The organism is Mucilaginibacter pocheonensis, from assembly GCF_031456535.1.
Lineage (GTDB): Bacteria > Bacteroidota > Bacteroidia > Sphingobacteriales > Sphingobacteriaceae > Mucilaginibacter > Mucilaginibacter pocheonensis.
Window position 1 is genome coordinate 618,780 of the sequence record NZ_JAVDUU010000004.1, and the last position, 26,863, is coordinate 645,642.

At 44.5% G+C, this 26,863-nt stretch carries 21 protein-coding genes; 16 read left to right on the forward strand and 5 right to left on the reverse strand.

Annotated elements, in window-relative coordinates:
• The first annotated feature begins 4 nt into the window (after positions 1–4).
• From J2W55_RS20785 to J2W55_RS20805, 5 genes are all read left to right on the forward strand, one after another.
• Positions 5–943, forward strand: coding sequence for a transketolase family protein (locus J2W55_RS20785; protein WP_310100383.1), 939 nt, complete (start codon positions 5–7; stop codon positions 941–943).
• Positions 944–955: 12 nt separating this feature from the next.
• Complete coding sequence (locus J2W55_RS20790) at positions 956–2,299, forward strand: aminotransferase class III-fold pyridoxal phosphate-dependent enzyme (protein WP_310100386.1); 1,344 nt, start codon at positions 956–958, stop codon at positions 2,297–2,299.
• Between the two features lie 5 nt (positions 2,300–2,304).
• Entirely contained in the window at positions 2,305–3,108 is an 804-nt protein-coding gene (locus J2W55_RS20795; RefSeq protein WP_310100388.1) for an SDR family oxidoreductase, read from the forward strand.
• Between the two features lie 152 nt (positions 3,109–3,260).
• Positions 3,261–4,217, forward strand: coding sequence for a sterol desaturase family protein (locus J2W55_RS20800; protein WP_310100391.1), 957 nt, complete (start codon positions 3,261–3,263; stop codon positions 4,215–4,217).
• Positions 4,218–4,227: 10 nt separating this feature from the next.
• Complete coding sequence (locus J2W55_RS20805; protein WP_310100394.1) at positions 4,228–4,614, forward strand: DMT family transporter; 387 nt, start codon at positions 4,228–4,230, stop codon at positions 4,612–4,614.
• Between the two features lie 96 nt (positions 4,615–4,710).
• On the opposite strand, the gene J2W55_RS20810 is transcribed toward J2W55_RS20805, so the two are convergent.
• Complete coding sequence (locus J2W55_RS20810) at positions 4,711–6,210, reverse strand: flavin monoamine oxidase family protein (RefSeq protein WP_310100397.1); 1,500 nt, start codon at positions 6,208–6,210, stop codon at positions 4,711–4,713.
• A gap of 201 nt (positions 6,211–6,411) precedes the next feature.
• Here J2W55_RS20810 and J2W55_RS20815 point away from each other — a divergent pair, with 201 nt between their 5' ends.
• The 9 genes from J2W55_RS20815 (at position 6,412) to J2W55_RS20855 (ending at position 18,736) form a co-directional block, all read left to right on the forward strand.
• Complete coding sequence (locus J2W55_RS20815; RefSeq protein WP_310100400.1) at positions 6,412–7,788, forward strand: MFS transporter; 1,377 nt, start codon at positions 6,412–6,414, stop codon at positions 7,786–7,788.
• Between the two features lie 6 nt (positions 7,789–7,794).
• Positions 7,795–8,685, forward strand: a complete 891-nt coding sequence (locus J2W55_RS20820) for a cyclase family protein (RefSeq protein ID WP_310100404.1) — start codon at positions 7,795–7,797, stop codon at positions 8,683–8,685.
• 437 nt (positions 8,686–9,122) lie between these two features.
• Positions 9,123–10,289 (forward strand): iron-containing alcohol dehydrogenase, encoded by a 1,167-nt coding sequence (locus tag J2W55_RS20825; RefSeq protein WP_310100407.1) that lies wholly within the window; start codon positions 9,123–9,125, stop codon positions 10,287–10,289.
• 6 nt (positions 10,290–10,295) lie between these two features.
• Entirely contained in the window at positions 10,296–11,228 is a 933-nt protein-coding gene (locus J2W55_RS20830) for a dihydrodipicolinate synthase family protein (protein WP_310100410.1), read from the forward strand.
• Entirely contained in the window at positions 11,225–12,256 is a 1,032-nt protein-coding gene (gene pdxA, locus J2W55_RS20835) for a 4-hydroxythreonine-4-phosphate dehydrogenase PdxA (protein ID WP_310100413.1), read from the forward strand. The genes J2W55_RS20830 and pdxA overlap by 4 nt, the downstream gene beginning before the upstream one ends.
• A gap of 8 nt (positions 12,257–12,264) precedes the next feature.
• Entirely contained in the window at positions 12,265–13,413 is a 1,149-nt protein-coding gene (locus J2W55_RS20840; protein ID WP_310100416.1) for a four-carbon acid sugar kinase family protein, read from the forward strand.
• Positions 13,414–13,426: 13 nt separating this feature from the next.
• Entirely contained in the window at positions 13,427–14,992 is a 1,566-nt protein-coding gene (locus J2W55_RS20845; protein ID WP_310100419.1) for a sodium:solute symporter family protein, read from the forward strand.
• Between the two features lie 5 nt (positions 14,993–14,997).
• Positions 14,998–16,425: a sialate O-acetylesterase gene (locus J2W55_RS20850; protein WP_310100422.1), complete on the forward strand. Its 1,428-nt coding sequence runs from the start codon at positions 14,998–15,000 to the stop codon at positions 16,423–16,425.
• A gap of 1 nt (position 16,426) precedes the next feature.
• The gene (locus J2W55_RS20855; protein WP_310100426.1) at positions 16,427–18,736 is read left to right on the forward strand and encodes a DUF5703 domain-containing protein; all 2,310 of its coding nucleotides are present in this window, start codon (positions 16,427–16,429) and stop codon (positions 18,734–18,736) included.
• Between the two features lie 277 nt (positions 18,737–19,013).
• Here J2W55_RS20855 and ligD read toward each other — a convergent pair whose 3' ends face one another.
• A complete protein-coding gene (gene ligD / locus J2W55_RS20860) occupies positions 19,014–21,725 on the reverse strand; it encodes a DNA ligase D (protein WP_310100430.1) in 2,712 nt (903 codons plus the stop codon).
• Positions 21,726–21,895: 170 nt separating this feature from the next.
• Between ligD and J2W55_RS20865 the strand changes: the two genes are divergently transcribed.
• A complete protein-coding gene (locus J2W55_RS20865; protein WP_310100432.1) occupies positions 21,896–22,132 on the forward strand; it encodes a hypothetical protein in 237 nt (78 codons plus the stop codon).
• 64 nt (positions 22,133–22,196) lie between these two features.
• Here the strand turns inward: J2W55_RS20865 and J2W55_RS20870 are convergent, their stop codons facing one another.
• The 3 genes from J2W55_RS20870 to J2W55_RS20880 form a co-directional block, all read right to left on the reverse strand.
• A complete protein-coding gene (locus J2W55_RS20870; RefSeq protein ID WP_310100434.1) occupies positions 22,197–22,379 on the reverse strand; it encodes a hypothetical protein in 183 nt (60 codons plus the stop codon).
• 458 nt (positions 22,380–22,837) lie between these two features.
• On the reverse strand, positions 22,838–24,109 hold the full coding sequence (locus J2W55_RS20875; protein WP_310100437.1) for a DUF1501 domain-containing protein: 1,272 nt from the start codon (positions 24,107–24,109) through the stop codon (positions 22,838–22,840).
• A gap of 17 nt (positions 24,110–24,126) precedes the next feature.
• Complete coding sequence (locus tag J2W55_RS20880; protein WP_310100440.1) at positions 24,127–26,100, reverse strand: DUF1800 domain-containing protein; 1,974 nt, start codon at positions 26,098–26,100, stop codon at positions 24,127–24,129.
• A gap of 173 nt (positions 26,101–26,273) precedes the next feature.
• Between J2W55_RS20880 and J2W55_RS20885 the strand changes: the two genes are divergently transcribed.
• Positions 26,274–26,660, forward strand: a complete 387-nt coding sequence (locus J2W55_RS20885) for a hypothetical protein (protein ID WP_310100443.1) — start codon at positions 26,274–26,276, stop codon at positions 26,658–26,660.
• Positions 26,661–26,863 lie beyond the last annotated feature (203 nt).

The window sequence follows — 26,863 nt, forward strand, 5'->3', positions numbered from 1 at the left end:
GCATATGACTTACGAAGAATTATTAACAGCAACAGCCCTGCAGAATGAACAGGTGGTAGTGATGACGGCCGAGAACCGTGCGCTGGTGCGTAACCTCCCCGCTATTTTAGGAAAACGCTTTATTGATACAGGTATTACTGAGCAAACCATGATAGGCGCGGCAGCCGGGCTGGCATTGCGCAGCCGTATTCCCGTAGTACACGCGCTGGCTGCTTTTTTAACCATGCGTTCATTTGAGTTTGTACGTACCGATTTGGGTATAGCCAATTTACCTGTTAAACTGAGCGGCTTTATACCCGGCTTTTTATCAGATGCCAACGGACCAACCCACCAGGCTATTGAGGATGTATCGATCATGAGAGGTATCCCCAATGTAACAGTGTTTGCCCCTGCCGATGAGGACGATCTGATAAAAATGCTGCCGCAGATATGGCAATCGCCCAATCCCGCGTACACCCGTATCAATACCCGCCAAACCGGCTATGAGCACGAGCCCTTCGAGCTGGGCAAGGCCGAAGTCGTATGTACCGGCAGCAATGTAACCATCTTAACCTATGGCTTACTGTTTGAACAGGCCCTTATAGCCGTGGACATACTAAAAAATGAAGGTTTTTCTGTTGGGCTGGTCAACATGCGCAGCCTTAAACCTGTTGACGAAGAAGTTATTTTAAAAACGGTTGCCACCACTAACCTGATAGTTACGTTGGAAGACCATTTTTTAACCGGCGGGCTTTATACCATTGTAGCCGAAGTGCTGCTGAAACACCAGCTAACCGCTAAAGTACTGCCCATAGCCTTGCGCGAAAAATGGTTTAAACCAGCCCTGCTGGCTGATACCCTGCAGTATGAGGGCTTTACCGGCAAGCAAATAGCGCAAAGAATATTAAATCATCAAACCGGACACCTGCAGCCAGCTCCTTTAACTCATGCCTTTTCAGAATAAATACCGTACATCATGGCTAATAAAATACAGCTGACAAATAATTTTCCTGACATCAGCGAATCAAACAAGTTGTTTGAACGCGCTTTAAAAGTACAAAAACCGGTTACCCAAACCCTGGCCAAAGGTCCGGGTCAGTTTAGCAACGGGGTGGCGCCAAAATACCTGGTAAAAGGCAAAGGCTCACATGTTTGGGATGCCGACGGTAATGAATATATTGATTTTAATGCGGCCATAGGTCCTGTTTCTTTGGGTTATGCCTATCCTGCCGTTGATGATGCCATCCGCGCGCAGTTAAATGATGGCATTACTTTTTCATTAATGCACCCGCTTGAAGTTGAACTGGCCGAACTGGTACAACAAGTGGTTCCTAATGCTCAGGCGGTTAAAATATCAAAAACCGGTGCCGATGTTTGCTCGGCTGCCATACGGGTTGCCCGCGCCTTTACCGGTCGCGACAAGGTATTTTGCTGCGGTTACCACGGCTGGCATGACTGGTATATAGGCATTACCAGCCGCAATGCCGGTATCCCCGAAACCATACAGGAGCTTACTTATACTTTTGAGTACAATGATATTGAGTCAATAAAAGCCGCGCTTGACGAAACCGTTGCCGCCCTGATATTGGAACCTTTTATTTTTGAAGCACCTAAGCCGGGCTTTTTACAGCAACTGGCCGATGTATGCCGCGAAAACGGCACCCTGCTTATTTTTGATGAAATGTGGACGGGTTTCCGCATTGCACTGGGCGGGGCGCAGGAATATTTTAACGTAAAGGCCGATCTGGCAGTTTTTTCAAAAGCCTGTGCAAATGGTATGCCCATAGCCCTGCTTACCGGCCGTGCCGATGTAATGGAACTATTTAATTCAAACGTATTCAGTTATACCACTTTTGGCGGCGAGGCTTTATCGCTGGCGGCCTGTGTTGCCACCATCAATGAGCTGCGCGATAAAAACGTACCGCAATACCTTGATCAAAACGGGGCACTGCTTAAGGATGGCTACAACCAGTTGGCAATTGAGTTTGGCATGGATCAATACACCCGTTGTATTGGTTTCAATTGCCGCAGCATGGTAACTTTTACCCCCGAAGCTGGCAATGCGCTGGAGCTAAAAACATTGATGCAGCAGGAGATGATAAAACGTGGAATACTTTGGGCGGGGTTTCATAATATGTGTTACAGCCATACCACCGAAGATATTGATTATACGCTTTTAGCCTATCGCGATGTTTTGCCGGTAGTTAAAGAAGCCATTTTGAGCGGCAACATCAAAAACTACCTGAAAGGCGAAGTGCTTGAAGCAGTTTTCAGAAAGGTGAGCAATTACAACATCAGGCCTAAAGCTGCTGCATTGTAGTTTATATGGAACTATTTTCTTTAAAGGGCAAAACGGCTATTGTAACCGGAGCCCTGGGCCTCATTGGTAAAAAACATTGCGAAGCCTTGGTTATGGCAGGTGCCAATGTGGTGGCAGCTGATTTGGATGAGAAAAAGGTTGAAGCTTTTGCAGCGGGCCTGGGCGAACAACATGGGGGCTTAATGGTTGATGTAACCAGTCAAAGCTCATTAATAATGGCCCGCGATAAGATATTGACCCGCTATGGTAGTATTGACATCCTGGTAAATAACGCGGCTATTAATGATATGTTTGAGAACCCGGCAATGGCCAAAGAGCTTTCGGCGTTTGAAAATTATCCGCTCAATGCATTTCAGCAATCGCTTAATGTTAATGTAACCGGGGTGTTCCTGTGTTCGCAGGTGTTTGGTACTGTAATGGCGCAACAAGGTTCGGGCAGTATCATTAATGTAGCCTCAACCTACGGCATAGTGGGGCCCGATCAGTCGATATATAAAAACCGGCAGGGCGAACAGGATTTTTATAAATCGGCAGCGTATCCGGTAACCAAAGGTGCGGTTATAAATTTTACCCGCTTTTTAGCGTCTTACTGGGGCAATAAAGGCGTACGGGTAAACACCCTTTCGCCGGGCGGGGTTGAAAATAACCAGAATGATTTTTTTGTGGAGAACTATGCTGCAAAAACCCCGCTGGGTCGTATGGCTAAAGCTGATGATTACCAGGGTGCGTTAATATTCCTGGCAAGCGATGCTTCGGCATACATGACCGGCGCCAACCTGGTAGTTGACGGCGGATGGACTGCAATTTAAACGAAATAACCGTCAAAACACAACTAAAAATATCAGCTCGGTGAGGAACGAAAAGAAATCTTAGAAGCTGTTTAAAAATAAAAAAAGACCGTAATCGCGAGGCACGATGCAATGACGCGGGATATGTGTTTTTTAAAGCATAAATTAATACAATGCCACAGGATAAACTGCTTACTGTTACCACTACCATACTGGTTTTATGGGTAATACTGATCATTGCCTGGGAAAGGATATCGCCCTATCGCAAAGGTTTGTCTTTTTTCAGGGAGGGATTTTGGATAGACCTGGTTTGGTATACGCTTATACAGAGTTATTTTTTAAAGATCCTGATATTTGATTACCTGATCGCTCCTGTTCAGCATCATTTCAATTGGTCGGCCATTCAATTTGTGAAAGACTGGCCCATTGCTGTGCAGGTGCTCTTTTTCCTGGTAACGCATGACCTTTACATTTACCTGTTCCATCGTTTTCAGCATAGCAACAAAGTATTCTGGCGCATACATGAGGCCCATCATTCAGGCAAAGAAGTTGATTTTCTATCCGGTTCGCGTTCGCATATAATCGAGATCATTATTAACCAGACCATTGAATTTGCCCCCATTGTTTTACTGGGAGCGGATCCGGCGGTAATACCCATTAAAGCCTTGCTCGATGCCATGTTCGGCATGTTCATTCATGCCAATATAAATGTGAAGCTGGGCAAGCTTAAATACATCATTAACACACCCGAATTGCATTTATGGCACCATGCCAATTACCGGGAGGTCTTTCATGCCAACTTTTCCACCAAATTTTCCATTTGGGACCACCTGTTTGGTACGGCTTATGATCCTGGGCATGCGCCGGGTAACAAACGCGAAAACTGGGGCCTGGGCTATGAATATCCTAAAGATTACTTTTTGCAGCATGCCTTTTCGGTTAAACGTTTTGATGAGAACAAACTATTGAAATACAAGTGGTTTAAACGTTATTATGGATTAAGGCCTGCCCTGTTATCAGCTTTACAAAGCCTGTGGAAAAGAAACAGCTCAAAAGCTGATGCTGCCCCCCGGACCGACATATTCGATACACCTTTAACAAAACAGGAACAACAAGAAATTTTGCAATAATCTATAAACTTTGGCCTGGATATACATTATCATAGCAGCGGTTTTTGAAACCGCATGGACATTTTCGGTTAAGTTTTTTAAACTAAGCGACCTGAAACTGCTCACCTGGCATAATTTTTACAAAGTTGATCAAAGCTTGCCTTTACTGGCGCCCCTGCTTGGCTATATTGTTTTTGGTGTGTGCAATGTGTACTTTTTTTCGCTGGCTATTAAAGAGCTATCCACAGCAACAGCCTATGCCATTTGGACTGCCGCCACGCTGGTGCTTATTAAAATTGCCGAAACGGCCTTTTTCAACAAAACCATAACCTGGACAGAAGCCTTCTTTATTTCGCTGATCATGATTGGCATTATGGGATTAAAATTTTCTGTGCCGCACATTAACCAGGTACCCTAAAAAAATTAAGCCCATATACAGTGTTAAATTGAGTTGTTTTGCATTCTTTTTGTATCAAAAAACATCAAATTTAACATTAAACGTGGCCAAAAAGTGTTAAATTTTACTGATTTCCTGCGCTACCCTTTGTGCCGACCGGATGCATGACTCCATACCGCGACTCATGTTGTCGGCATAAGTTCCGGCAAAATATATCCGGCCTTCGGGCAGCATAACCTGCGGCCAGAATTTGTGCATGGTACCTATCGGGAATGGCTGCATTTCGCAAGCGGGAGCAAACGTATCTTTTGTCCAGTCCTTTGTTAATGCCTGCTCAATAGTATCATGCTTGCCAGGGTAAACCGATCGGAACGCCGCCAAAACACGCTCGGGCGAAATCCCACCGGGGCCGAAAGCTTTTAGAATAACACGGTTTGTGTCTACCTCGTTGGTTTCTTCCCATATGGAAGATATATCGGGGTGTTCAAATTCCATATTGATGCTTTTAAACCCGTCATCGAGCCAAAACTTTGAGCTGGCCTCAAACACATAAAACGGATGCGAAGAGTAACCCATGCGATTAACCACATATTGCTTGGCCGGCGATAGCGGAGGGCTAACTGGGATATTTTTAAATATGGGCAAAGTGATACAGTTAACCAATACATCGGCTTTTATTTCCTGTACCCTGGCAGAACCGTATGGCCTGCAGGAAACCGTTACACCTGTACTGCTATGCTTAATGGCTGTAACGGGGTGGTTTAATTTTACGCGTGTGCCCAAACGCCTGGCAAAAGCAATGGGCAGTTGTTCATTCCCGTCTTTCAGGTGATAGGTATCGCCCTCTGATGCCGGTATGCCGCGAAAATCCATGATCGCTGTGCGCCATAACACGTACAGGGCATTGGTGGTTGCGCCGCCCATAAACCGGAGTGCCGCCGGTGAAGCTCCTTCTTTTTTATAAATTTCGGCAATCGGTATTTTATCATATTCATCATATCCAACCCCAAAAGGCTGGTACGGATCGGTAAATTTGCTCAGATAAGGTTTCAGGTAAAACGGACTTAAAGCATAAAACGGGTTAACAGATAGGAATTCCACCTCCTTTTTATTAAAACCAAACCTGGTTAGCACAGCCGGGTCTTTCAGCATATCGGGGGTATAAAACTTACCGCCTATCATTTTAAGCGAATTGCTGTCGGGGGCAGCTTCAGAACCTTCAGCGTGCGGATATGGGATCACCTTTAATTTAAATTCATCCGCGTATTCAAAAAAACGTTCATAACCGGGTTTGGTTATATGGTCGGCACCGTAATCGGCATATAAGCCATCGGCCAAACCATCGCGGCCGGTAAACACATGGCCGCCGTACCTTCCGCTGGCTTCCAGTACAATAACATCATGCCCGCTCTTCATCAGTTCATATGCGCAGCACAGGCCAGTAATACCCGCTCCAGCCACTATAACTTTTTTACCGTTTGCCAAACCAGTTCCACCGGTGTGGTGTGGTTTGCTCTCTTCGCTTTGAGCTGCCTGCATGATCTGCGGGGCCAAAATGGTGCCAGCACCTGCCAGCAATGTATTTTTAATGAATGTTCTTCTGCGGATGTTTTTCATTTTGTTTTATGCAGATATAATAAAGCAAGGGGAATGCTTCAACCGTAAAATCTAAATATACTAAGCAATAGATCTTTATAAAAAGAAACATTAAAAATATTTATCTATATATAATATGAACATCACATTTCATTTTAAACCGAACTTTATCCGTTAATGGGTTTCTATATTTGCGGCCGTACCATAATATATATCTACAACATGACACAGCCGGTAAAAACTAAAGGTAAAACTCCATCCCCTTTTATTTTTATAGTTGGCACAACCAGCCTGGCATTTGTGGTATCGCAACTTGATGTATCCATTGTTAACATTGCGCTGCCGCAGATATCCCGGTCATTTAAGGCTGATATCAGCGAATTGCAGTGGATAGTTGATGCTTATACCATTGCCTTTGCCGTGCTTATGTTATCTGCCGGCGGCATGAGCGATCTGCTTGGTTCAAAACGCTTGTTTAAGTTCGGGTTGTTAACGTTCGGGATAGCTTCTGTGGGCTGCGGCCTTTCATGGAACCCTTTTAGCTTAATCGGTTTCAGGGTTTTGCAGGGCATTGGCGCGGCGGCTATGATACCCAGTTCGCTGTCAATTTTAAATCAGAGCTTCGCGCATGATCCAACCCGGCGCAGCAAGGCCGTAGCCTGGTGGACAGCCGCCGGTGGTGTTTCCATTGCTGCAGGCCCCATCCTTGGCGGATTATTGTTGCACATCAGCAACTGGCGAATGATATTTTTTGTAAACATCCCCATTTGCCTGGCAGGCATCCTATTAAGTATAAAACTAAAGGACAGCGAAAAACACGTGAACAAAGGATTTGACATCCCCGGCCAGTTTACCTGGATGCTGGCGCTTACTGCCCTTATTGCCGCTATTATTGAATTGCACCATCTGGGTTTTAACAATCCGGTCATATACGGGAGCTTAATATTCAGCGCCATAATGTTTTTGCTGTTCCTGCGGATAGAGCAAAGGGCCGCATCGCCCATTCTTCCGCTTGACCTGTTTACATCGTCTACCTTTAATGTGTTGGTATTAATGGGCATTGTACTAAATGCAACATATTATGGAACCGTGTTTGTATTAAGCCTGTATCTGCAGGATGTATTGCACTATTCATCTTTAACAGCCGGGATGGCCTTTTTGCCCCTTACGGCCGGATTTATTATTTCAAATCTTATCAGCGGCAGGCTTATGGCAAAATATGGTACGCGTGTGCCCATTTTAACAGGGTTAACCATTGGCTCTATAGGTTTTGCCGGTTTACTGATAGCTGGTTCGGGAACACCATACTGGCAGTTGTTTATTCCTTTTATTACTATTCCAATGGGTATGGGTCTTGCTGTACCAGCCATGACCACCGGTATTTTGTCCACAGTTGCCAAAACGCGGTCGGGCACGGCGTCGGCGGTTTTAAATACCAGCCGGCAAGCCGCCGGCGCTATGGGCGTTGCCGTATTCGGCGCCATGGCCAATGGAGGCGTTACCGCTATTGTACATGCTATAACGGTGAGCTCAGTTATTTCGGCAATAGGTATATTTAGCCTTATATTTCTTATCCGCAAATATTTGCAAACAACCTGAAAAACCATGAATGATAAAAGAGTAGTTTTTGATTTTAATATTTCCTTTACCAATGGCGGTGGCATCCAGGGACAGGATTTCAGGCTTGATATTGCAGGCGATACCATTACCGACCAACAACTGGCCGATTATATTGTTAATGATATGCAACTGTTAATGGTTGGCAAGATTGATATTTTAAATAAATATTACATTAATGAAAAGCATAAACGCCAACCCGTTAATATATTGCCCAATGATAAATACATTGACCTTAGCCATACTATTTTTGATGGATTGGTCACTTACAAGGGCCTGCCCTCGCCTATTGTCTGTGATTACCTGAGCCGGGAACAGTCAAGGGCCAATTACGAACCGGGAACCGAGTTTCAGATAGGTAAAATAGAAATGGTAACCAATACCGGAACTTATATCGATTGTCCCTTTCACCGTTTTGAACATGGTAAAGATCTGTCGGAAATTGAACTGGAGCGCTTTGCCGGCCTGGAAGCCATCACCATTAATGCAGAAAACATAACCAGGATTGATGAAAGCTTTTTTACCGGCCTGGAGATCAGGAACAAAGCTGTGCTGGTTCATACTGGCTGGGCCAAACACTGGAATACTCCACAGTATTTTGATGGTCACCCCTACCTTACTGCCAATGCTGCCGGGCATTTGAAAGATTGCGGGGTAAAGCTGGTGGGTATTGACAGCCATAATATTGATGACACCGCCGGCAAAAGCCGCCCGGTGCATACCACTTTGCTTGGTGCCGAAATATTGATAGTGGAACATTTATGCAACCTTGATAAATTACCCGCAAGCGGATACCAGTTTAATGCCGTACCGCCAAAATTTAAAGGCGCGGGTACCTTTCCGGTGCGGGCATACGCCAGTTTTGATACCTCAAATTAAAATATATAAATGCCCGGTCTGAAACGTGTGTATCCTTCCGGAACGTCGTAAACTTCCCCGCCTGAGTATGCAAAGAGCGTTCTTCGCGCCTCAATAACGCCATCGCTTTTCTATAATAAATTGTCCTGAGGCTTTAACAGCTTTCCTGTACTTATTAATTGCCTTTACCAAAACGACCATTACCCCTGGCAGAGTGGTTTACAACTGATACGCGACAAATATTGGAGCCAACAAGCTGAATATTATATTCATCTGTTATTTTTTTAAACGGACCGGGGCCAATCTGCTTTAGATAATATCGTACAATAATTTGATAACACATGGATAAAAATGTGGAGTGTCTTTGTACATCTTTGTTTATATCAACCAATTGACCAAACCGCTGTTCATTCATCGCTTATGGTATCCAATTTAAATATCACATATATAAAAAATATATGATACAAACAGATAATGCTTACCGGGACATCACTGTCAGGTTTCCGGCCCAAATACTTATCGGGAAAAACACGCTCGGGAAACTGACCGATGAGGTGGTTGCAGCCGGGCATTCCAATGTGTTGATAATTACCATTAATGTACTTTTAGCAACGCTTGACCCGGTAATACAAACACTCAGGGAACAAGGGATAAATGTTCATATAAATACCTCAATAATTCAGGAACCATCGTTTCAGGATTTTGGCTCGCTGCTAAGGTCTGTTACCGATAAACCTGTTGATGTGGTTGTAGGTATAGGCGGTGGCAGTGTGCTTGATATAGCCAAACTGGCGGCAGCACAAATTGATAACACCCAAACCCTAAATGAAATAACAGGAATTGGCCTGCTTAAAAACCGGCGTATAAAACTGATATGCGTACCTACTACCGCCGGTACCGGCAGCGAAGTATCGCCCAATGCTATCCTGATAGATAATGCCGACAATCAAAAAAAAGGCATCATCAGTCCGCACCTTGTGCCCGACGTGGTTATCATAGACCCCGCGTTAACTTATAATTTGCCGCCCGATATTACAGCGGCAACCGGGCTTGATGCCCTTACGCATTGCCTTGAAGCATATACCAACCTGTTTGCGCATCCATTTATTGACATGTATGCTTATGAGGGCATGAGGCTTATTTCGGCCAGCCTTGTAAGGGCCATTACCAATGCCCATGATGAAACCGCGCGTACACAGCTTGCCATTGGCAGTCTTTTGGGAGGCTTTTGTTTGGGGCCTGTAAATACAGCGGGGGTTCATGCCTTGTCATATCCGCTGGGCAGCATGTTCCATATGGCTCATGGATTGTCAAACGCCCTGTTGCTGCCTTATGTAATGGAGTTTAACATACCCGCGGCACCTGCCCGCTATGCTGATGTTGCCCGGGCTTTGGGCGTTAACAGCGGCGCGACCGATTTAAATACAGCATATGCCGGAGTTGACAGGATCAGGGAACTGATAGCCCAGTGCGGTCTGCCAGCCAGGCTTGGCGAAGCCGGAATAAACAGGGCTGCCATACCGGCAATGGCCGCCGATGCCATGAAAATTACCCGATTGCTAAAAAATAACCCACGTACGATAGATCTTGCTGATGCCATCGGCATTTATGAGGCAGCTTATTAAAAAAGAATGAAATTAAAAAAGAAATATAATGGCTTGGTGGTGCCAACAATTACGCCACTTACTGAAAATTACAAGCTGGATCATGAAGCGGTTGAAAAAATTTTTGACAATATCTTCAATTATGGGGGTGTCCCGTTTATACTCGGCACAACCGGCGAGGCATCGTCTTTGCCCAATGATGTAAAGCTTGATTTTATAAAGCTGGCCTCAAAACTTAAACAGCCAAACAAATTGCTTTATGCAGGTATATCGTCCAATTGTTTGGCCGACTCGGTAACTATGGCCAAACAATGCGCCGACGAAGGCGTTGACGTGGCTGTTGTTCACCTGCCTGCCTATTTTACCTTAACTGAACAGGAAATCAGGATATATTTTGAAAATCTGGCCGATCAGATTCCTTTGCCGCTCATCATTTATAATATACCCGCAACTACGCATACCTCTATTCCTTTATCCTTATTGAATGAGCTGAGTTTTCATGACCGTATTGTAGGTACAAAAGACTCTGAACGCAACCATGACCGTTTAAAGCAATCGCTTGAATTATGGGCTAACCGGACCGATTTCAGCCACTTTTTGGGGTGGGGAGCACAATCTGTGCACGCCTTATTTGCGGGGGGCGACGGCCTTGTTCCAAGTACTGGTAACTTGTTCCCTGATATTTATTATAAAATGCTGGTAGCAGCAGACAATAATGATGAGCAGGCGGCCCTTGCGCTGCAAAAGCACTCCAATATTTTGGGCGATCTTTATCAAAGCAAACGTTTATTGGGCGGGTCGCTGGCCGCGTTAAAATCATTAATGCAAAGCGCGGGTTTATGCCGGGATTACGTGATGCCGCCGTTGGAAAAAGTATCTGCTGATGATGCCGCCGGTTTACAGCAGGCGCTGCAAAATATCATTACCCAGGAAAACCTTAATCTGCCTATATATCAATGAAAACCGGAAAACCAATTATAGGAATTACAATGGGCGATCCGGCCAGCATTGGCCCCGAAATAGCCATTAAGGCTCTTCTTAACAAACATATATTGGAAATATGTAACCCGGTAATTATTGGCGATGCCGCCGTTTTTAATGATATTATAAACAGGCTGGGGATCGATGCCAAAATCAATCCTGTAAAAAACATTAAGGATGCCCGGTTCATATATGGCCAGCCCGATGTTTATGATCTGCAAAATGTAGATATGAACCAATTGAGCTTTGGCGAAATATCGGCCATGGCGGGCAACGCCTCCTTTGAGGCGGTTAAAAAAGTAATTGACCTCGCGCTTGCGGGCGATGTTGATGCCACGGTTACGGGGCCTATTAACAAGAAATCGGTTAACGAGGCTGGGCATCATTTTGCCGGGCATACAGAAATATACGCGCATTTTACCGGCACCAAAAAGTATGCTATGCTTTTGGTAGAAGAGAACATGAAGGTTATCCACGTTTCAACCCATGTTTCGTTAAGGCAGGCTTGTGACCTGGTGAAAAAAGAAAGAATTGTGCAGGTAATTGAACTGCTGCATAACGGATTGATACAATTGGGCGAAACCAATTTAAAAATAGGCGTTGCCGGGCTAAACCCCCATGCCGGCGATTCAGGCCTGTTTGGTACGGAGGATGACCAGGAGATTTTGCCCGCGGTACAGGAAGCCCTGGCAGCAGGTTACGATGTGGAAGGCCCCGTACCTGCCGACACATTGTTTTCAAAGGCTTCAACCGGCTATTATGGCGGTATAGTGGCCATGTATCATGACCAGGGGCACATCCCTTTTAAGCTTACCGGCTTTAAATGGAATGCCCAAAAACAGCAAATGGATAGCGTAAAAGGAGTAAACATAACTATGGGGCTGCCTATCATCCGTACGTCGGTTGATCATGGTACCGCTTTTGAAATAGCAGGAAAGGGTGTTGCAAGCTGCGATGCCATGATATTGGCTATTGAATCGGCTGTAAGGCTCAGTAAACAAAGTTAAATAAAACAATGATAGCTGTAATTGCAGATGACCTTACCGGAGCAGCCGAACTGGCTGGTATAGGACTGGATTATCAGCTAAAAACAGAAATAAATACTATTGTTGACCCTGCCTGTACCGCTGATCTGCTGATCATAGCTACAGATACACGTTCATTACGCAAAAGCGAGGCTAAAAGTATAATAAGCAATCTTACCAGGCAGCTTGTAGCGCTTAAGCCACAAATAATATTTAAAAAGATAGATTCGGCACTGCGCGGCCATGTTTTGGATGAGATTGAAAGCCAGATGGAGGCGGCTCACTTAAAAAGGGCATTGATTGTTCCGGGCAACCCGCAGCACGGAAAAAAGGTAATTAACGGCATCTATTATTATAATGGTAAACCGGTACACCTAAGTAATTACGCGCATGATCCGGCGTTCCCGGTAATTTCATCAAACGTAAGGGTTATGCTCAGGGCCAATGAAACCTTACCCATATTAAAAACGGATGAGCGGCTCCCCGAAACCGGCATCGTTATAGGCGAAGCCCCAGACCCGCATGACCTTGTATACTGGGCCGAACTTGCCGACAATAAAACACTTATCGCCGGAGCATCAGGCTTGTTTAACAGCCTGCTCGCTTTGTTTTACGAAAAACATGTTGTTTCGGCAAAAGCTCCCGGGGCGTTACTACCCCGTTTGTTTGTATTTGGCAGTACATTTAACCAGGGCAAGTACCCTGTGATAGATGGGTTAATACATAACATTCCGGTGGTTCACATACCGGCCAGGGTCATTGTTAACGATGTTAAGGCTCATTTATATGAAAATTATCTTGATCTGATAATACAATACCTTACAGACCATCGCAATGCCATTATAGCCATAAGTTCCGATACGCTGCGGGAGCAACCCATTGATCCGGTACAGCTTGCGGGAAAAATGGGTAATATCATAAAATATATAAACCAACAGGTACATTTAAATGAACTGCTGATTGAAGGCGGAGCCACCGCCTGGGCCATATTGGCCCAGTTGAACATCACAAAATTACATCCGCTGCAACAGATCAGCGCGGGAGTAATCAGGACAAATGTGGCCGGCGATAACCAATTATATGTAACTTTAAAACCCGGCAGCTACAAGTGGCCGGCCTCTGTCTGGGCAACCAACTAACTGATAGCTAAATATGAAACATGAAACCCTGCACCTGATAGATTATATTATTATAGCCATAGCACTGGCTATTTCATTAACCATAGGTTTAAGGTTTTCAAAGGGACAAAATTCAACAAAAAAATATTTTGTATCGCGCGGATCAATACCCGCCTGGGCAATTGGCATGTCGCTCATGGCAACCCTCATCAGCAGTGTAACCTTCCTGGCCTACCCCGGCGAGGGCTTTTCTTCAAACTGGATATTACTGGTGCAGGGGTTAATGGTACCCATAATACTGTTATTGATGGTATGGTTCGTTGTTCCGCTTTACCGCGAAGTAATTGGAGTAAGCACCTATGAGTACTTTGAAAAACGTTTCGGCACTTTTGCACGCTTTTATAGCTCAATAAGCTTTGTATTAACGCATTTTTCAAAAATGGGCACCGTATTTTTTTTGCTGGCCCTGGCGCTTTCCAGTATGACCAACACAAATACGTATGCCATTATCTGGATCATTGGCATAGTAATTATCGTGATAACGCTTATAGGCGGTATTGAGGCCGTGATCTGGGCCGATGTGGTACAGGGATTTTTGCTGATAGGCGGCGGGATAGTATCTTTTATCATCCTCATCTTTTCTATAAAAGGCGGGTTTCCCGAGCTGTGGCATATCGCCAGCATCAACCATAAAAATAATTTCGGCCCTTATACGTGGGATTTTAAAAAACTCACCTTTGTAGTAATGGCTATCAATGGCGTATTTTATGCCATACAAAAATACGGCACCGATCAAACTATGGTACAGCGTTACCTTACCGCCAAAACCGATAAGGCAGCCATCAGGGCATCTATAATGGGTGTAGCTTTAACGGTACCGTTATGGGCGCTTTTCATGTTCATTGGCACGGCTTTATTTGTATTTTATCAACAAAACCCTTTGCCGCCGGGCATGAAAGCCGACGCGGTTTTCCCCTATTTTATTATGAGCAAACTGCCGCCGGGTGTAGTGGGTTTAATACTGGCGGCATTAATATCAGCGGCTATATCAAGCCTTGGCGCCGATCTGAATTGCCTGTCGGCCATTGGTGTGGAGGATTACTACAAAAAATTCAGGCCCAATAAAACAGATAAAGAATACCTGACGGCAGGCAGATGGATAGTTGTGGCAGCCGGCCTGGGCGCGGTACTTATTGCCACCCTATACCTACTGGCGGGTGATGAAGGTGCATTAGGCATAGTATTTACATTGTATGCCATATTTTCGGGGGGCATTGCGGGTATATTTCTTTTAGGGCTATTTAGCAGCCGCGCAAATCGCCAGGGACTTAACATAGGTATTATTGCCTGTATCATATTCACCGCCTATGCTTTCTTAACCTCAACAAAAATTGGATTGGGAAGCGATAAGCATATCCTGCTTGATATGGGGCAATATAACTTTGCTCAACACAAATACATGCTGGGCGTTTATAGCCATTTAGTGGTAATTATTATTGGCTATATTGCCAGCTTATTTTTCCCTAAGCCGGAGCTTAATAAAAATTTACTGTTCAGCGGATGGCTTGAAGCCAAACGCGCCAATAAACTGAATAAATAATGCGGATGAAAATCAGATCACTCACCTTAGCAGCGTTTGTCTTGCTTTTTAACATTGCTGTACATGCACAAATAAAATTACCGTCGATTTTTACTGATAATATGGTGCTGCAACAGCAGAGCCGGGTACCTGTTTGGGGCTGGGCCAAAGCAGGCGCCAATGTAACGGTAACAACCTCATGGAATAAGAAAAGTTATAGCATAAAAGCAAATTCAAACGGCAAATGGCTGGTAAAAGTAACAACTCCCGTTTATGGCGGCCCCTACACTGTAACCATAAAGGGTGATTCTACCATTAAACTGCACAACGTGCTGATTGGTGAGGTTTGGCTTTGCACCGGGCAGTCAAATATGGAAATGCCAATGAAAGGCTTTAAAAGCCAGCCGGTTGCTGGTTCAACTGAGGCAATTTTAAAATCGGGCAATGATCATATCCGCATTTATACAGTCCCAAGGTCATCTGTAACCGAGGCACAGGAAAACAGCAAACCTTCTGACTGGCACGTAGCCTCGCCTGAGTTTGTGGCTAATTTTAGTGCTACAGGCTATTACTTTGGCAAATTGCTTAACGAAATGCTGCATATACCCATCGGGCTGATCAGTGATTGTTATGGGGGCTCAAGCGCCGAAGCCTGGATGGATCCCGAAGGATTGAAAGATTTTTCCCAGATAAAAATACCGGCCAAAACTGATTCTATTAAATCGGTGTCACGTACCCCTACTACTTTGTATAATGGTATGCTCAATCCGGTAGTAGGTTTTGGTATAAAAGGCTGTATATGGTACCAGGGCGAATCAAACCACGAACAGCCTGATCAGTACGAAAAACTGTTCCCCGCTATGGTAAAACGCTGGCGCAAATTATGGGGCCAGGGCGATTTTCCTTTTTACTACGTGCAGATAGCACCCTTTGACTATGCACAGCAGCCGCCTTACAACTCCGGCGGTAAATATAACTCGGCTTACTTGCGCGATGCCCAACGCAAATCATTAAACACCATACCCAACAGCGGCATGGCAGTGTTGCTTGATGTTGGCGAACAAACCACCATACATCCACCACGTAAGGAACCTGCAGGTACACGCCTCGCTTACCTGGCATTGGCGCAAACCTATGGCCTAAAGGGTTTTGACTATGCCAGCCCTACCTACAAAACCATGACTGTTGAAGGCAACCGGGCCACCATCAGGTTTGACAACGCCGAAAATGGTTTAACATCATGGAACAAACCCCTTGAATATTTTGAAATAGCGGGTAAAGATAAAGCGTTTCACCCGGCACAGGCGGCAATTTCGGGCAGCGTAATTATTGTATCCTCCCCCCTGGTAAAAGAGCCCGTAGCTGTACGTTACGCGTTTAAAGACTTTGTGATTGGCGATCTGTTCGGCACAAACGGGCTTCCCGTTTCCTCATTCAGAACCGACGATTGGTAATATGAAAAGGTTCCTGCTGTTGCTTTGCTGCTTTTATGGCAATATCGCTTTTGCACAAAATAAGGGCATCGAACAATATAATGTTATCTGGAACAGCCAGAGTAAAAACTCGGGCGAATCTATGCCCTGCGGCGGCGGCGATATCGGTTTAAATGTATGGGCTGAAAACGGCGACTTGCTTTTTTACATAGCCAGGAGCGGTACTTTTGATGAAAACAACGCCATGCTTAAACCCGGCCGGGTAAGGATCAGGCTGTTTCCCAACCCTTTTAATGGTGATAACTTTAAGCAGCAATTGCTTCTGCAAAACGGATCCGTCCTGATCAGCGGAAAAAATGGCCAACTTAAAACAACGGTAAAATTGTGGGTTGATGTTTACCGGCCGGTTATCCATATTAACATCAGCAGCAATAAAGCCACAAGAACCGAAGCTGTTTTTGAAAGCTGGAGGTACCGCGACAGGAACGTAAAGGGGATCGAAAAAAATGAAGGTTCATGGAAATTTGCGCCGCGCAATGATGTCAAAACATTACGCGATAATATTTCATTTAAAGGCAATGCAGTCCAATTTTATCACCACAATCTCGACTCTACCATATTTGATGTTACCGTAAAGCAGCAAGGCATGGATGCGGTTAAAGATCAAATGTTTAACCCGCTTAAAAACCTAACCTTCGGCGGAACCATGCAAGGCAAAAACCTGAAACCTGCCGGTACTGTAAAAGGGCAATATCTCAATACTGATTTTGAAGGCTGGATTTTGCAAAGCATTAAGCCAGCTGCCAAACAAGATATTGAGATCTGTTTGAACACACAGCAAACCGCATCTGTTGGTGAATGGCAACAAGGCCTGGATAAAGTAATTAAAGAATCGACTGACAAAACCGCATGGCAAAAAACAGCCAATTGGTGGAAACAATACTGGGACAGAAGCTTTATTTATATTAATACTGACAGAACTGCGGCCGATACGGCCGCATGGCAAACCGGTAAAAACTACCAGCTTTTCAGGTATATGCTCGGATGCAATGCTTACGGCCAGTATCCAACCAAATTTAACGGCGGACTGTTTACTTACGACCCGGTTTTCGTAAACGCGCAGTATGCTTTTACGCCCGACTTTCGCAACTGGGGCGGTGGTTTGATGACTGCCCAAAACCAACGGCTGGTATATTTCCCGATGCTCAAAAGCGGCGATATTGACATGATGAAACCGCAGTTCAATTTCTATTTGCGGTCGCTCTGCAATGCCGAATTGCGCAGCCAGGTATACTGGGGCCACAATGGGGCCTGCTTTGCTGAACAGCTTGAAAACTTTGGCTTGCCCAACAGTGCCGAATATACATGGAAACGCCCCTCCTATTTTGATAAAGGGGTTGAATATAACGCATGGCTGGAATATACGTGGGATACCGTTTTTGAATTTTGCCTGATGATGCTGGAAACCGAGCGCTATAAAGGCGACGACATTCACCAGTATATTCCGTTTATTGAAAGCTGCCTCACTTTTTTTGATGAACACTATCAATATCTTTCCCTTAGGCGCAGCGCGAAAGCGCTTGACGGCAACGGACAGTTGGTGTTGTACCCGGGCTCATCAGCCGAAACTTTCAAGATGGCTTATAACTCAAACTCAACCATAGCAGCCTTGCAAACCATAACTAAACGCATGCTGGCCCTGCCCGGCGCTTATTTAAATAAGGACGAGCGCTTGAAATTGGCCGGGTTGCTGAAACGCATTCCCCCTATAACTTTTGCGGACATTGACGGACATAAAACCCTTACGCCGGCAAAATCATGGGAACGTGTTAACAACGTGGAAAACACTCAATTTTATCCTGTTTTTCCATGGGGAATATTCGGCCTGGGCAAACCGGGACTTGATACCACCCTCAATACCTGGAAGTATGATCCTCTGGTGGCTAAATTCAGGAGTGGCATAGGCTGGAAACAGGATAACATATTTGCCGCACGGCTTGGTTTAACCAAAGAGGCCGCGGAATTAACCACTTTCAAACTAAAAAATTCCGGCAGGCGCTTCCCGGCATTCTGGGGACCCGGTTTCGATTGGACGCCCGACCATAACTGGGGTGGCTCGGGCATGATTGGTCTGCAGGAAATGCTGATGCAGGTGGATGATAAAAAGATCTTGCTTTTTCCGGCCTGGCCAAAGGAATGGGATGTACATTTTAAGCTCCACGCGCCTTATAATACCACTATTGAAGCTACATTGAAATACGGAAAAATTAAGAATTTGTCCGTATTTCCGGAGGAAAGAAGGAAGGACATTGTGATCATGATGGAGAATTGAAACGAATATCTTTGGTTTCGCAGCTCATAATCTGTTTACCTTCACAGGAAAAATACCTTCACAGGAAAAGAGGACAAGTCGTCCTGAACTTGTTTCAGGATCTCTCAGGACGTTACCATTCTTGTGATACAGCCGGCTGAACGCCAGTTTTTTCTATCGAAGAAGATGTTTCACTCCGTTCAACATGACATTTTTTTTTAAGATCTCATGGATAGCAATAATGAAGAATCCCTTCGCTCTTCGTAGGGTAACGATGTTTTTTGCAACCGTTAATAGCTTACTCAAAAACACTTTTGGCCTTTTTAATAGTTTTCTCCAGGTCGATGCCTTTTCCGAGTACCCCCTTAAACAGATCGCCTTCTGATTTTAACCTGTCAATGGAATTAAAAATAGTAAAATGCCGCATGGTGAGCCCAGGTTTAACCTCGTCCCAGTGCAGCGGCATTGATACCGTTGCCCCCGGTTTAGGCCGTAGGGAATAAGGACCGGCAATAGTGGCGCCGGGGCGGTTCTGTAAAAAATCAAGGTACATTTTGCCATCGCGCTTGGCTACCATACGTTCCAATGTAGTATAATCAGGTATTTGCTTGTGTACTATGCCCACAATGATACGGGCAAACATTTGCGACTGGTCATAGTCATATTTAGCACCTAAGGGGATATAAATATGTATTCCGGTTGAACCTGAGGTTTTGCAGAATGAGGGCACATCAATGGCATCTAAAACTTTCCTCACTTCCTGCGCGGCTTCAATAACCTGATCAAAGGTGTTTTTATCGGGATCGAGGTCAATTACACAATAATCAGGATTATCAGGCGACTGAACACGGCTAAACCAGGGGTTCATTTCAATACATCCTAATGATGCCATCCATAATAAGCTGGCCTCATCTGTACCAACCAAGTACTCTTTGTGTTCGCCGTCGCTGGTAGTATACGGAAAGGTTACTGCCCAGTCTGGCGCTTTATCCTTTACATCTTTCTGGTAAAAGCTTGGCCCGTGTATCCCATTAGGGAAACGGTTGAGCGACATTGGCCTGTCCTTTAAATAAGGCAAAATATATTCGGCCACCTGGTAGTAGTAATTAAACATGTCCCTTTTGGTCACTTTGTCCTCGGGCCAGTAAATTTTGCTCAGGTGGGTAAATTTAAGGTCGTGGCCCTTAACCTTCCGCACCTGTGTTTCGTCTGTTGGGTTTAACAAAGTTTTACGTCCTTTCTGTTTAGGCGGCTCAATAGCCTCCGTATGTTTATCGGGTTGTAATTCCTGGGTTTCTGCAACCACGGCTTCGGTAGGTTCCGCAACTTCCCGCACCACATCTTTTGCTTTTTTATCTTCGCGCATTCCCTGGAATGATGGGTGCCTGAAAACGCCATCAGTGGTTACTTCACTAAAAGCAACCTCGCATACCAGCTCGGGCTTTAACCATATTGCTTTGGCTTTGGGCGGGTTGGGCCTGAAACGCGACGGCTTATTTACGTCGGGAATTTCCTCAAACGGGCTTTTATCCGTTATTAGAGGTTTAAACTGCGCCATCATTTCCTTTTGCACCTTGTCTGAAAAACCGGTACCCACCTTGCCAACATATTGCAACGCGTTATTTTCATAAACGGCTAATAAAAGCGAGCTGAATTGTTTGGGCGTATCTTCGTTTTTGGTAAAACCGGCAATAATTACCTCCTGCCGTTTGCTTACCTTGATCTTTAGCCATTCTTTTGACCGGTTGTCGGGTATATAACCGCTATCAGCCTTTTTAGCAATGATCCCCTCAAGGCCCATCCTTTCGGCGGCGTTAAAAAAGTCGGTGCCACTGGCATTAAAAACCTTGCTCAGGCGCACACGGTCATCATCGGTTGGTAATATGTCTTTTAATATTGCCTGTCGTTGTATGAGCGGCAGGCCCATCAGGTTTTTCCCATCATACCATAGTATATCAAATACATAGTAAACCAGTTCGCCATCGGCCTCGCTGCGCCAGTTTTGCAGGTTGCCAAAATTGGAGACCCCCTTATCATTTAAAACCAATATTTCTCCGTCAATAACGGCGTTGATCTTCCAGTTTTGAAGGATATCATGTATAGGATAAAATTTATCGTTAAATGACTTTTTGTTTCTCGATAATAACTCCACCTCACCCTCATTTATAAAGCCTAAAGCCCGGTAGCCGTCCCACTTAACCTCGTACACCCAATCGGGATCGTCAAAAGGCTCATCAACCAGGGTGGCCAGCATGGGTTTAATGCCGGCCGGCATTTTGGCCTTGGGCGCTTTTTTTAATAAAGCAGCGGTATCAATTGTATTTATTTCGGCTACGCTTTCGTCAGGCTCTGTCAGTTCAGGTGCTTTTTTTTTACTTGCACCTTTTTTCTTTTGTATGGTCTCCTCATGTCCGCTATGCCATACTTTGTCGCTGGTTTTCTCTACCGCCTCAATGGTTTTACCCGATATTACAGATTTATCTGCCTTAGTAATATCTTTTTTGGATGCAAAATCATCGTCATGCTTAATCAGCAGCCAGGCATTATCGCCCATGCCGTGGGTTTTCACCAGCGCAAACTCACCCTCCAGCTTTTCGCCATGCAGCTTGATCTTAAGTGAGCCCGAATGAAGTTGTTTTAACAAATATTTTTCCTGTTCTTTTTTGCCTTTTATCTCTTCAATAGGTTCATAGGTTCCCTCATCCCACACGATCACGGTTCCGCCCCCATATTCGCCCTGGGGTATAATACCCTCAAAGGTGCGGTAGTCATAAGGGTGATCTTCAACCATCATGGCCAGCCGTTTGGTTTTAGGATCGGTAGAAGGGCCCTTGGGCACCGCCCAGCTTTTCAGCACACCTCCCATCTCCAGTCTGAAATCATAATGCAGCCTTGAGGCGTCATGCTTTTGAATAACAAAAGTGAGGCTTTCCTTATCCTTGCTTTTTCCTGATTTAGGCTCAGCCGTTTTAGTAAAATCGCGCTTTTCTATATATTTTTCCAGACTCATGGTTAGCAGTATTAATTAATAGTGTAACATTTTAAGCCGAAATAAAGTTTTTAAAACCTTAGCTATCAATGCCAATTGCTTTTATAATAAAAAACATCTTTTAACGCTTATGGTTTATACCATACCGCCTGTTGTAATTGCCGCGGATATTGATACGCTATCTTATTTTTATGGAACTATTTAAAATAACTGTTGAAAAAGACGACGAGACCCTGGAGTTTGAGGTGGCCGATTTTGTGCATCATGAGAATGAACAATGTAAATTTGAAGTTTACCGCGCAGGACAATTTGTTGCCGGTTTTGAGCCCGACAAACACCATTTTTTACATATATGTAAAAACCCGGGTAAGATAGACGAAGAGGTGCTTCACCTGCTGGCAGACAAGATTGAGGCTTTAAATTTATGATAAGAATCGGCGCAGGTGACGCGCCTCTGACCGAAACCGGAGAGACGCCGCACCTGCACCTGGATTACGCCTTTTTATTTTCACGTTTGCGGTTATTATCCCGGTTTGAGGTTTGATCAGACCGCTGGCCGCCGCCATTGCTGATACCGGTTTGTTTTTTTGAAGCTTTCTGGTCAAAAAATGCCCTGTCAGAAGTAGGGTTGCCCTGCATGTTTCCACTGTTTTTTGAATCCTGCTGATTTTTCATAAGATTAATAAATTAAGTGTACAATTGACCAGATAAAACAATAACTATGCCGGAGAAGACTCACCCTGTCATCGCTTCGCTCGACGTCTCTCTCTACGCCTGCGGCGCAAAGAGGGAAGCAGAAAGAATGGATAAAAGATAATTCGATAAAGAAGCAAAGAAAAACACCCTCTCAACCCTCTTTATGGCGAAGCCAAAGAGAGGGTCGGCCAGCGCAGCGTAGCCGGGGTGAGTCTGCCCGCGTTCAACTCACCCTGTCATCGCTGCGCTCGACATCCCTCTCTCCGCCTTTGGCGCAAAGAGGGGATTTATAAATCAGATAAAAGATAATCGGATAAAGAAGCAAAGAAAAACACCTCCTCAACCCTCTTTATGGCAAAGCCAAAGAGAGGGTCGGCCAGCGCAGCGTAGCCGGGGTGAGTCTAACCCGCGTTTATACTCATCCAGTAGGGGGCGACCTACCCCCGCATTACTCCGATTCTGTCACCCTTCCAATCAGGAAACAGGATATGATCATTATTAATATTCAGGTGTTTATCAGCCACTTCGCTGAACACACTTCTGAAATCTGTGGTAACCGCGAGGTCGCGGCCATCTTCCAGATTTTCAATGGCTAAAGGTTTCATATTGCCGTGTATCAGGCCGCCATTAATATCGTTACCCAAAATAAAGTTGCATGAAGCCCGGCCGTGATCAGTACCCCCTGTGCCATTTTGATGCACTGTGCGACCAAATTCAGTCATGGTCATAACAGTTACATCGTCCTGATAAGCGCCAAGGTCGGTCCATAGGGCTGTAATGCTTTGGCTTAGGTCAGCCACATTCCGGGCAAAAACCCCGTTCTCTGTTCCCTGGTTAAAATGAGTGTCCCATCCATTTGACTCAGCAAAAGCCACTTCCAATCCAACATCCATTTTAACAAGTTGTGCAATTTGTTTTAAGGAATTACCCAGCGCCGAATTAGGGTATACGGCATTATTTGCCGGCGTATAATTCTTTACATTGGTTTTTTGCAGCATTTTAACAGCCTCAAAGCTCTCTTTGCCTGTTTGTTTTAACAAGCCCGATGATGTTTGATCGTACAGATCTTCAAAACTTTTAGCCGCTATATTGGCGCCCGACGGATTACCCCGCATTTGAATAGCAAAATCCTGAAGGTTGCTGATCGATACCGATGGGTTATCGCCATAAAAAGACCGCGGCATGGCCGATGTCATGCTTACTGCAGTAAATGGTGTAAGCGCATCATGCCCCAATAAACCCACAGCCCGGTTAAGCCAGCCGCTGGCCGTACCTTTATTAAATGGTGTGCCCGACTCCATATAATCCTGCGCATCAAAGTGTGAGCGGGTAGTGTTGGGCGATCCTATACCGTGCACTATCCCTAACCGCTTTTCGCGGAAAAGAGATTCAAAGGCTTTCATTGAAGGATGCAATCCAAAACGGCCATCCAGATCGATCAAGGGCGTTTTATTACCACCTTTAGCAGCCGATATGAATAGCGTAGGGCGGGCATCTTTTAAATACTCATCGGTAAACGGTGTTACGGCCATCAGGCCATCCATTGCGCCCCGCTGAAATATGCATATAAGCGTTTTACGTTTTTTATATGGCGATATGATCTTTTCGCTTGCGGCGGCTTCGGCCAAAAAGCCTGGTATACCGCCCATTAAGCCAACACCTAACAAAGCTAAACCACCCGATTTTAAAAACCCTCTTCTTGATACCATGATCGTATATGTTTATATTAACGTCGTTGATATTCCGGCGAACCGATGATCACTCCAACCACTTGTGTCAGCATAGAATTATTGCTTGCCGCACTTTGCATCGCTGTAGCATTATTTGCTTGGTCACCTGTTAAGTTCAATTTACTATCTGCTATTGCATTGTCGGCAGAGGTCATGTTCATTGGGGCAGGCTGTCCCACTTTCGCATAAATTTTCTTGGAGCTTGCTTCATCAACTTTTTGCATGAGGTTAGGGTCGGTAAGCATTGGGGTTAAACGCTTAACGGTTTCATCAAGCTTGCGTTCGGGCATAATGAGTTTGCAATAGGTCATTAAAGCCGCCTGTGCGCTTTCCGGTTCATGATGATTATTTAGTGCTGCCAGGTCAATCTTGATGCCTGGGATCCGGCCAGAGGCTAAAGCAAGGCCAAAATTCATCCGGCTAAGGAGCGCCCCTGTATTGATCCAGTATTGGGCTTTATCCGGAAAACCGGTAGGTGCCTGATAAAAGTATACTTTTTCACCCATTCTGTTTATCCAGTTGTACAACTGGTATGGTTGCACAATATCGGCATGTAAACTGCGCACAGCGCCAATTGCCAGTTCAAACGGCGATTTTGTTTTTTCCCGCAATGATGATTCGCTCCAAAATTCCGGGGCGCTTACCATGGTAATGAGCACCTGTTTAATATCGCCATCCCTGTTTAAAAATGTTTTGGTCATTTTATCGAGCAGGCTCTGCGGCGGATTATCACTTACAAAACGCACGGCTATTTTATGGCATATAAATTTTGCGGTAGCCTGGTTATGAGCCAGCATAGATAATAATTCTACCCCTTCCTGGTAGCCGGCATCCGGACCAAAATGCTTACCCAGCACAATCTTTTCACTCTTATCATGGCGGTTTGCGTTAAATAAAAAATCGCCATCATGAACAAAGCCCCGGCTTTCAAGGCGATTGTCACCTGCTTTATCTACTACATTTTTCCCGCCTTTGCTATATTGCCCCATGGGATAAATTGTCCAACCGGTTAATACTTTAGCTGCCTGGGTCACATCCTGCTGGGTGTAACCACCGTCAACGCCAAGGGTATGCAGTTCCATTACCTCGCGGGCGTAGTTTTCATTAAGCCCCTTAGATTTTCGTACTTTCTGTAACTTATTCATCAGCATGACCTTGCGGCCGGTATCTGTATTTTGAGTAGGCGTATCCTGCATCAATCCGCGGCGAAAAAGTCCCCGATTAGCGGGAGTATTGTCATCGGCTGCCGAACTCGTAAAATTATCCAAATAGTATAACATGGCGGGCGACTTAGCTGTAGCCAGTAAAATATCATTGAACTTGCCCAAAGCGTTGGGACGTATCACGTCGCGCTCATAAGCGGGTATGAACTGCGCGCAATCATTTTTAGTAATTGATACGTTAAAATGATTAAACCAAAAACTGGTCATTACCTCCAGCAACTGGTTATTGGAATAGGCAGCTCTTAATATTTTTTGATTGACAAACTGCCTGAAAAGTTCTTGTTCTGGTTTCAATCCGTTTTGTTGCATGTAATTTTGCAGTACACTCCGGTAAGCTTTCTTATCGCTTTTTACCGAGTCTTTATTAACAACCCCGGCACTTATTGCCATACGTAATACCTGTGCATTTTTAGGATATTCTTCAACTACCTGAGTATTACTCAGTTTAAGGGCGTCATATTTTGATAACAACTGGTTCAAAGAATCATCGGGCAGATTGGCGTTCAATTGCTGATTAAACCAATTCTCCAATCCGGATTTCACCGCGGCGTCAATATCGCCTGGTGTGGCTCCATAAGTAAAACGGCTTAATAAATGCGCGGCGGCCTGTTTTTCGGTTAAACCTTGTTGCTTATAAGGGAATTTAAAGGATTTGCCGTTTCTGTTTTCAGCAAAAAAAGATGAGCATACAAAGGCTCCTAAAATCAATATTACAACACAGCAAAGATATTGTATGGTCTTTTTCATAGGTCCCTTATTGCTTACGGTTATAAACTCACTAAAGTGCTATGACTTTAAATTATTATATTGGTTTAAAAATAAGTTGATTTATTTAAATTTATTTTTCTAATTCACCCAACCTGTTAAACTAAACCGGTAAATTATTGTCATATTCAACAAATCATAAATAAAAATAAATAATGAAACGAATAATCTTAGCAATTGCATTTATAACCGGCCTTACTGTAATGGCCAATGCGCAGCAAAAAACAGTTAAAACACCTGAGCAAAAAGCGGCACATAAAGCCCAGAATTTGCAAACTAAATTAAAGCTTACCGCCAGCCAAACCAAGCAGGTTAACGACCTCTTTTTAAAAGAAGCAACCAGGATTGACAGTTTAAAAGCACATAAAACCGATAAAAAAGCGAATAAAGCGGCACACAAAGCCATTGAAGCACAAACCGATCAAAAGTTAGATGCTATTTTAACCGCTGACCAGAAAAAGGCCCTTGCCGACTTAAAAGCCGCAAAGAAAGAAAAACACGACCAGAAAAAGGCTGCTGAAGCTGCCGCCTCGAAGCAATAAAGTAACAGGATTAACTAAAATTCAAGAAGCCGCCTCCGTTGGAAGCGGCTTTTTTTATTTCAGAACCGCTTGATTTTAATTTTGTTATATGATAAATCTAATTGATATACAGGTTTTAATGACAAAAAAGACATTCGATTGTATTATTAATATCATATTTTATCAAAGATATAGTTAACAAATCGTTAACATTGAAAGATTTT

What these genes read in the sequence shown, in the direction of transcription:
- J2W55_RS20785 (WP_310100383.1), top strand. Translation starts at nt 5, where the DNA reads ATGACTTACGAAGAATTATTAACAGCAACAGCCCTGCAGAATGAACAG.
- J2W55_RS20790 (WP_310100386.1), top strand. Translation starts at nt 956, where the DNA reads ATGGCTAATAAAATACAGCTGACAAATAATTTTCCTGACATCAGCGAA.
- J2W55_RS20795 (WP_310100388.1), top strand. Translation starts at nt 2,305, where the DNA reads ATGGAACTATTTTCTTTAAAGGGCAAAACGGCTATTGTAACCGGAGCC.
- J2W55_RS20800 (WP_310100391.1), top strand. Translation starts at nt 3,261, where the DNA reads ATGCCACAGGATAAACTGCTTACTGTTACCACTACCATACTGGTTTTA.
- J2W55_RS20810 (WP_310100397.1), bottom strand. Translation starts at nt 6,210, where the DNA reads ATGAAAAACATCCGCAGAAGAACATTCATTAAAAATACATTGCTGGCA.
- J2W55_RS20815 (WP_310100400.1), top strand. Translation starts at nt 6,412, where the DNA reads ATGACACAGCCGGTAAAAACTAAAGGTAAAACTCCATCCCCTTTTATT.
- J2W55_RS20820 (WP_310100404.1), top strand. Translation starts at nt 7,795, where the DNA reads ATGAATGATAAAAGAGTAGTTTTTGATTTTAATATTTCCTTTACCAAT.
- J2W55_RS20825 (WP_310100407.1), top strand. Translation starts at nt 9,123, where the DNA reads ATGATACAAACAGATAATGCTTACCGGGACATCACTGTCAGGTTTCCG.
- J2W55_RS20830 (WP_310100410.1), top strand. Translation starts at nt 10,296, where the DNA reads ATGAAATTAAAAAAGAAATATAATGGCTTGGTGGTGCCAACAATTACG.
- pdxA (WP_310100413.1), top strand. Translation starts at nt 11,225, where the DNA reads ATGAAAACCGGAAAACCAATTATAGGAATTACAATGGGCGATCCGGCC.
- J2W55_RS20840 (WP_310100416.1), top strand. Translation starts at nt 12,265, where the DNA reads ATGATAGCTGTAATTGCAGATGACCTTACCGGAGCAGCCGAACTGGCT.
- J2W55_RS20845 (WP_310100419.1), top strand. Translation starts at nt 13,427, where the DNA reads ATGAAACATGAAACCCTGCACCTGATAGATTATATTATTATAGCCATA.
- J2W55_RS20850 (WP_310100422.1), top strand. Translation starts at nt 14,998, where the DNA reads ATGAAAATCAGATCACTCACCTTAGCAGCGTTTGTCTTGCTTTTTAAC.
- J2W55_RS20855 (WP_310100426.1), top strand. Translation starts at nt 16,427, where the DNA reads ATGAAAAGGTTCCTGCTGTTGCTTTGCTGCTTTTATGGCAATATCGCT.
- ligD (WP_310100430.1), bottom strand. Translation starts at nt 21,725, where the DNA reads ATGAGTCTGGAAAAATATATAGAAAAGCGCGATTTTACTAAAACGGCT.
- J2W55_RS20865 (WP_310100432.1), top strand. Translation starts at nt 21,896, where the DNA reads ATGGAACTATTTAAAATAACTGTTGAAAAAGACGACGAGACCCTGGAG.
- J2W55_RS20870 (WP_310100434.1), bottom strand. Translation starts at nt 22,379, where the DNA reads ATGAAAAATCAGCAGGATTCAAAAAACAGTGGAAACATGCAGGGCAAC.
- J2W55_RS20875 (WP_310100437.1), bottom strand. Translation starts at nt 24,109, where the DNA reads ATGGTATCAAGAAGAGGGTTTTTAAAATCGGGTGGTTTAGCTTTGTTA.
- J2W55_RS20880 (WP_310100440.1), bottom strand. Translation starts at nt 26,100, where the DNA reads ATGAAAAAGACCATACAATATCTTTGCTGTGTTGTAATATTGATTTTA.
- J2W55_RS20885 (WP_310100443.1), top strand. Translation starts at nt 26,274, where the DNA reads ATGAAACGAATAATCTTAGCAATTGCATTTATAACCGGCCTTACTGTA.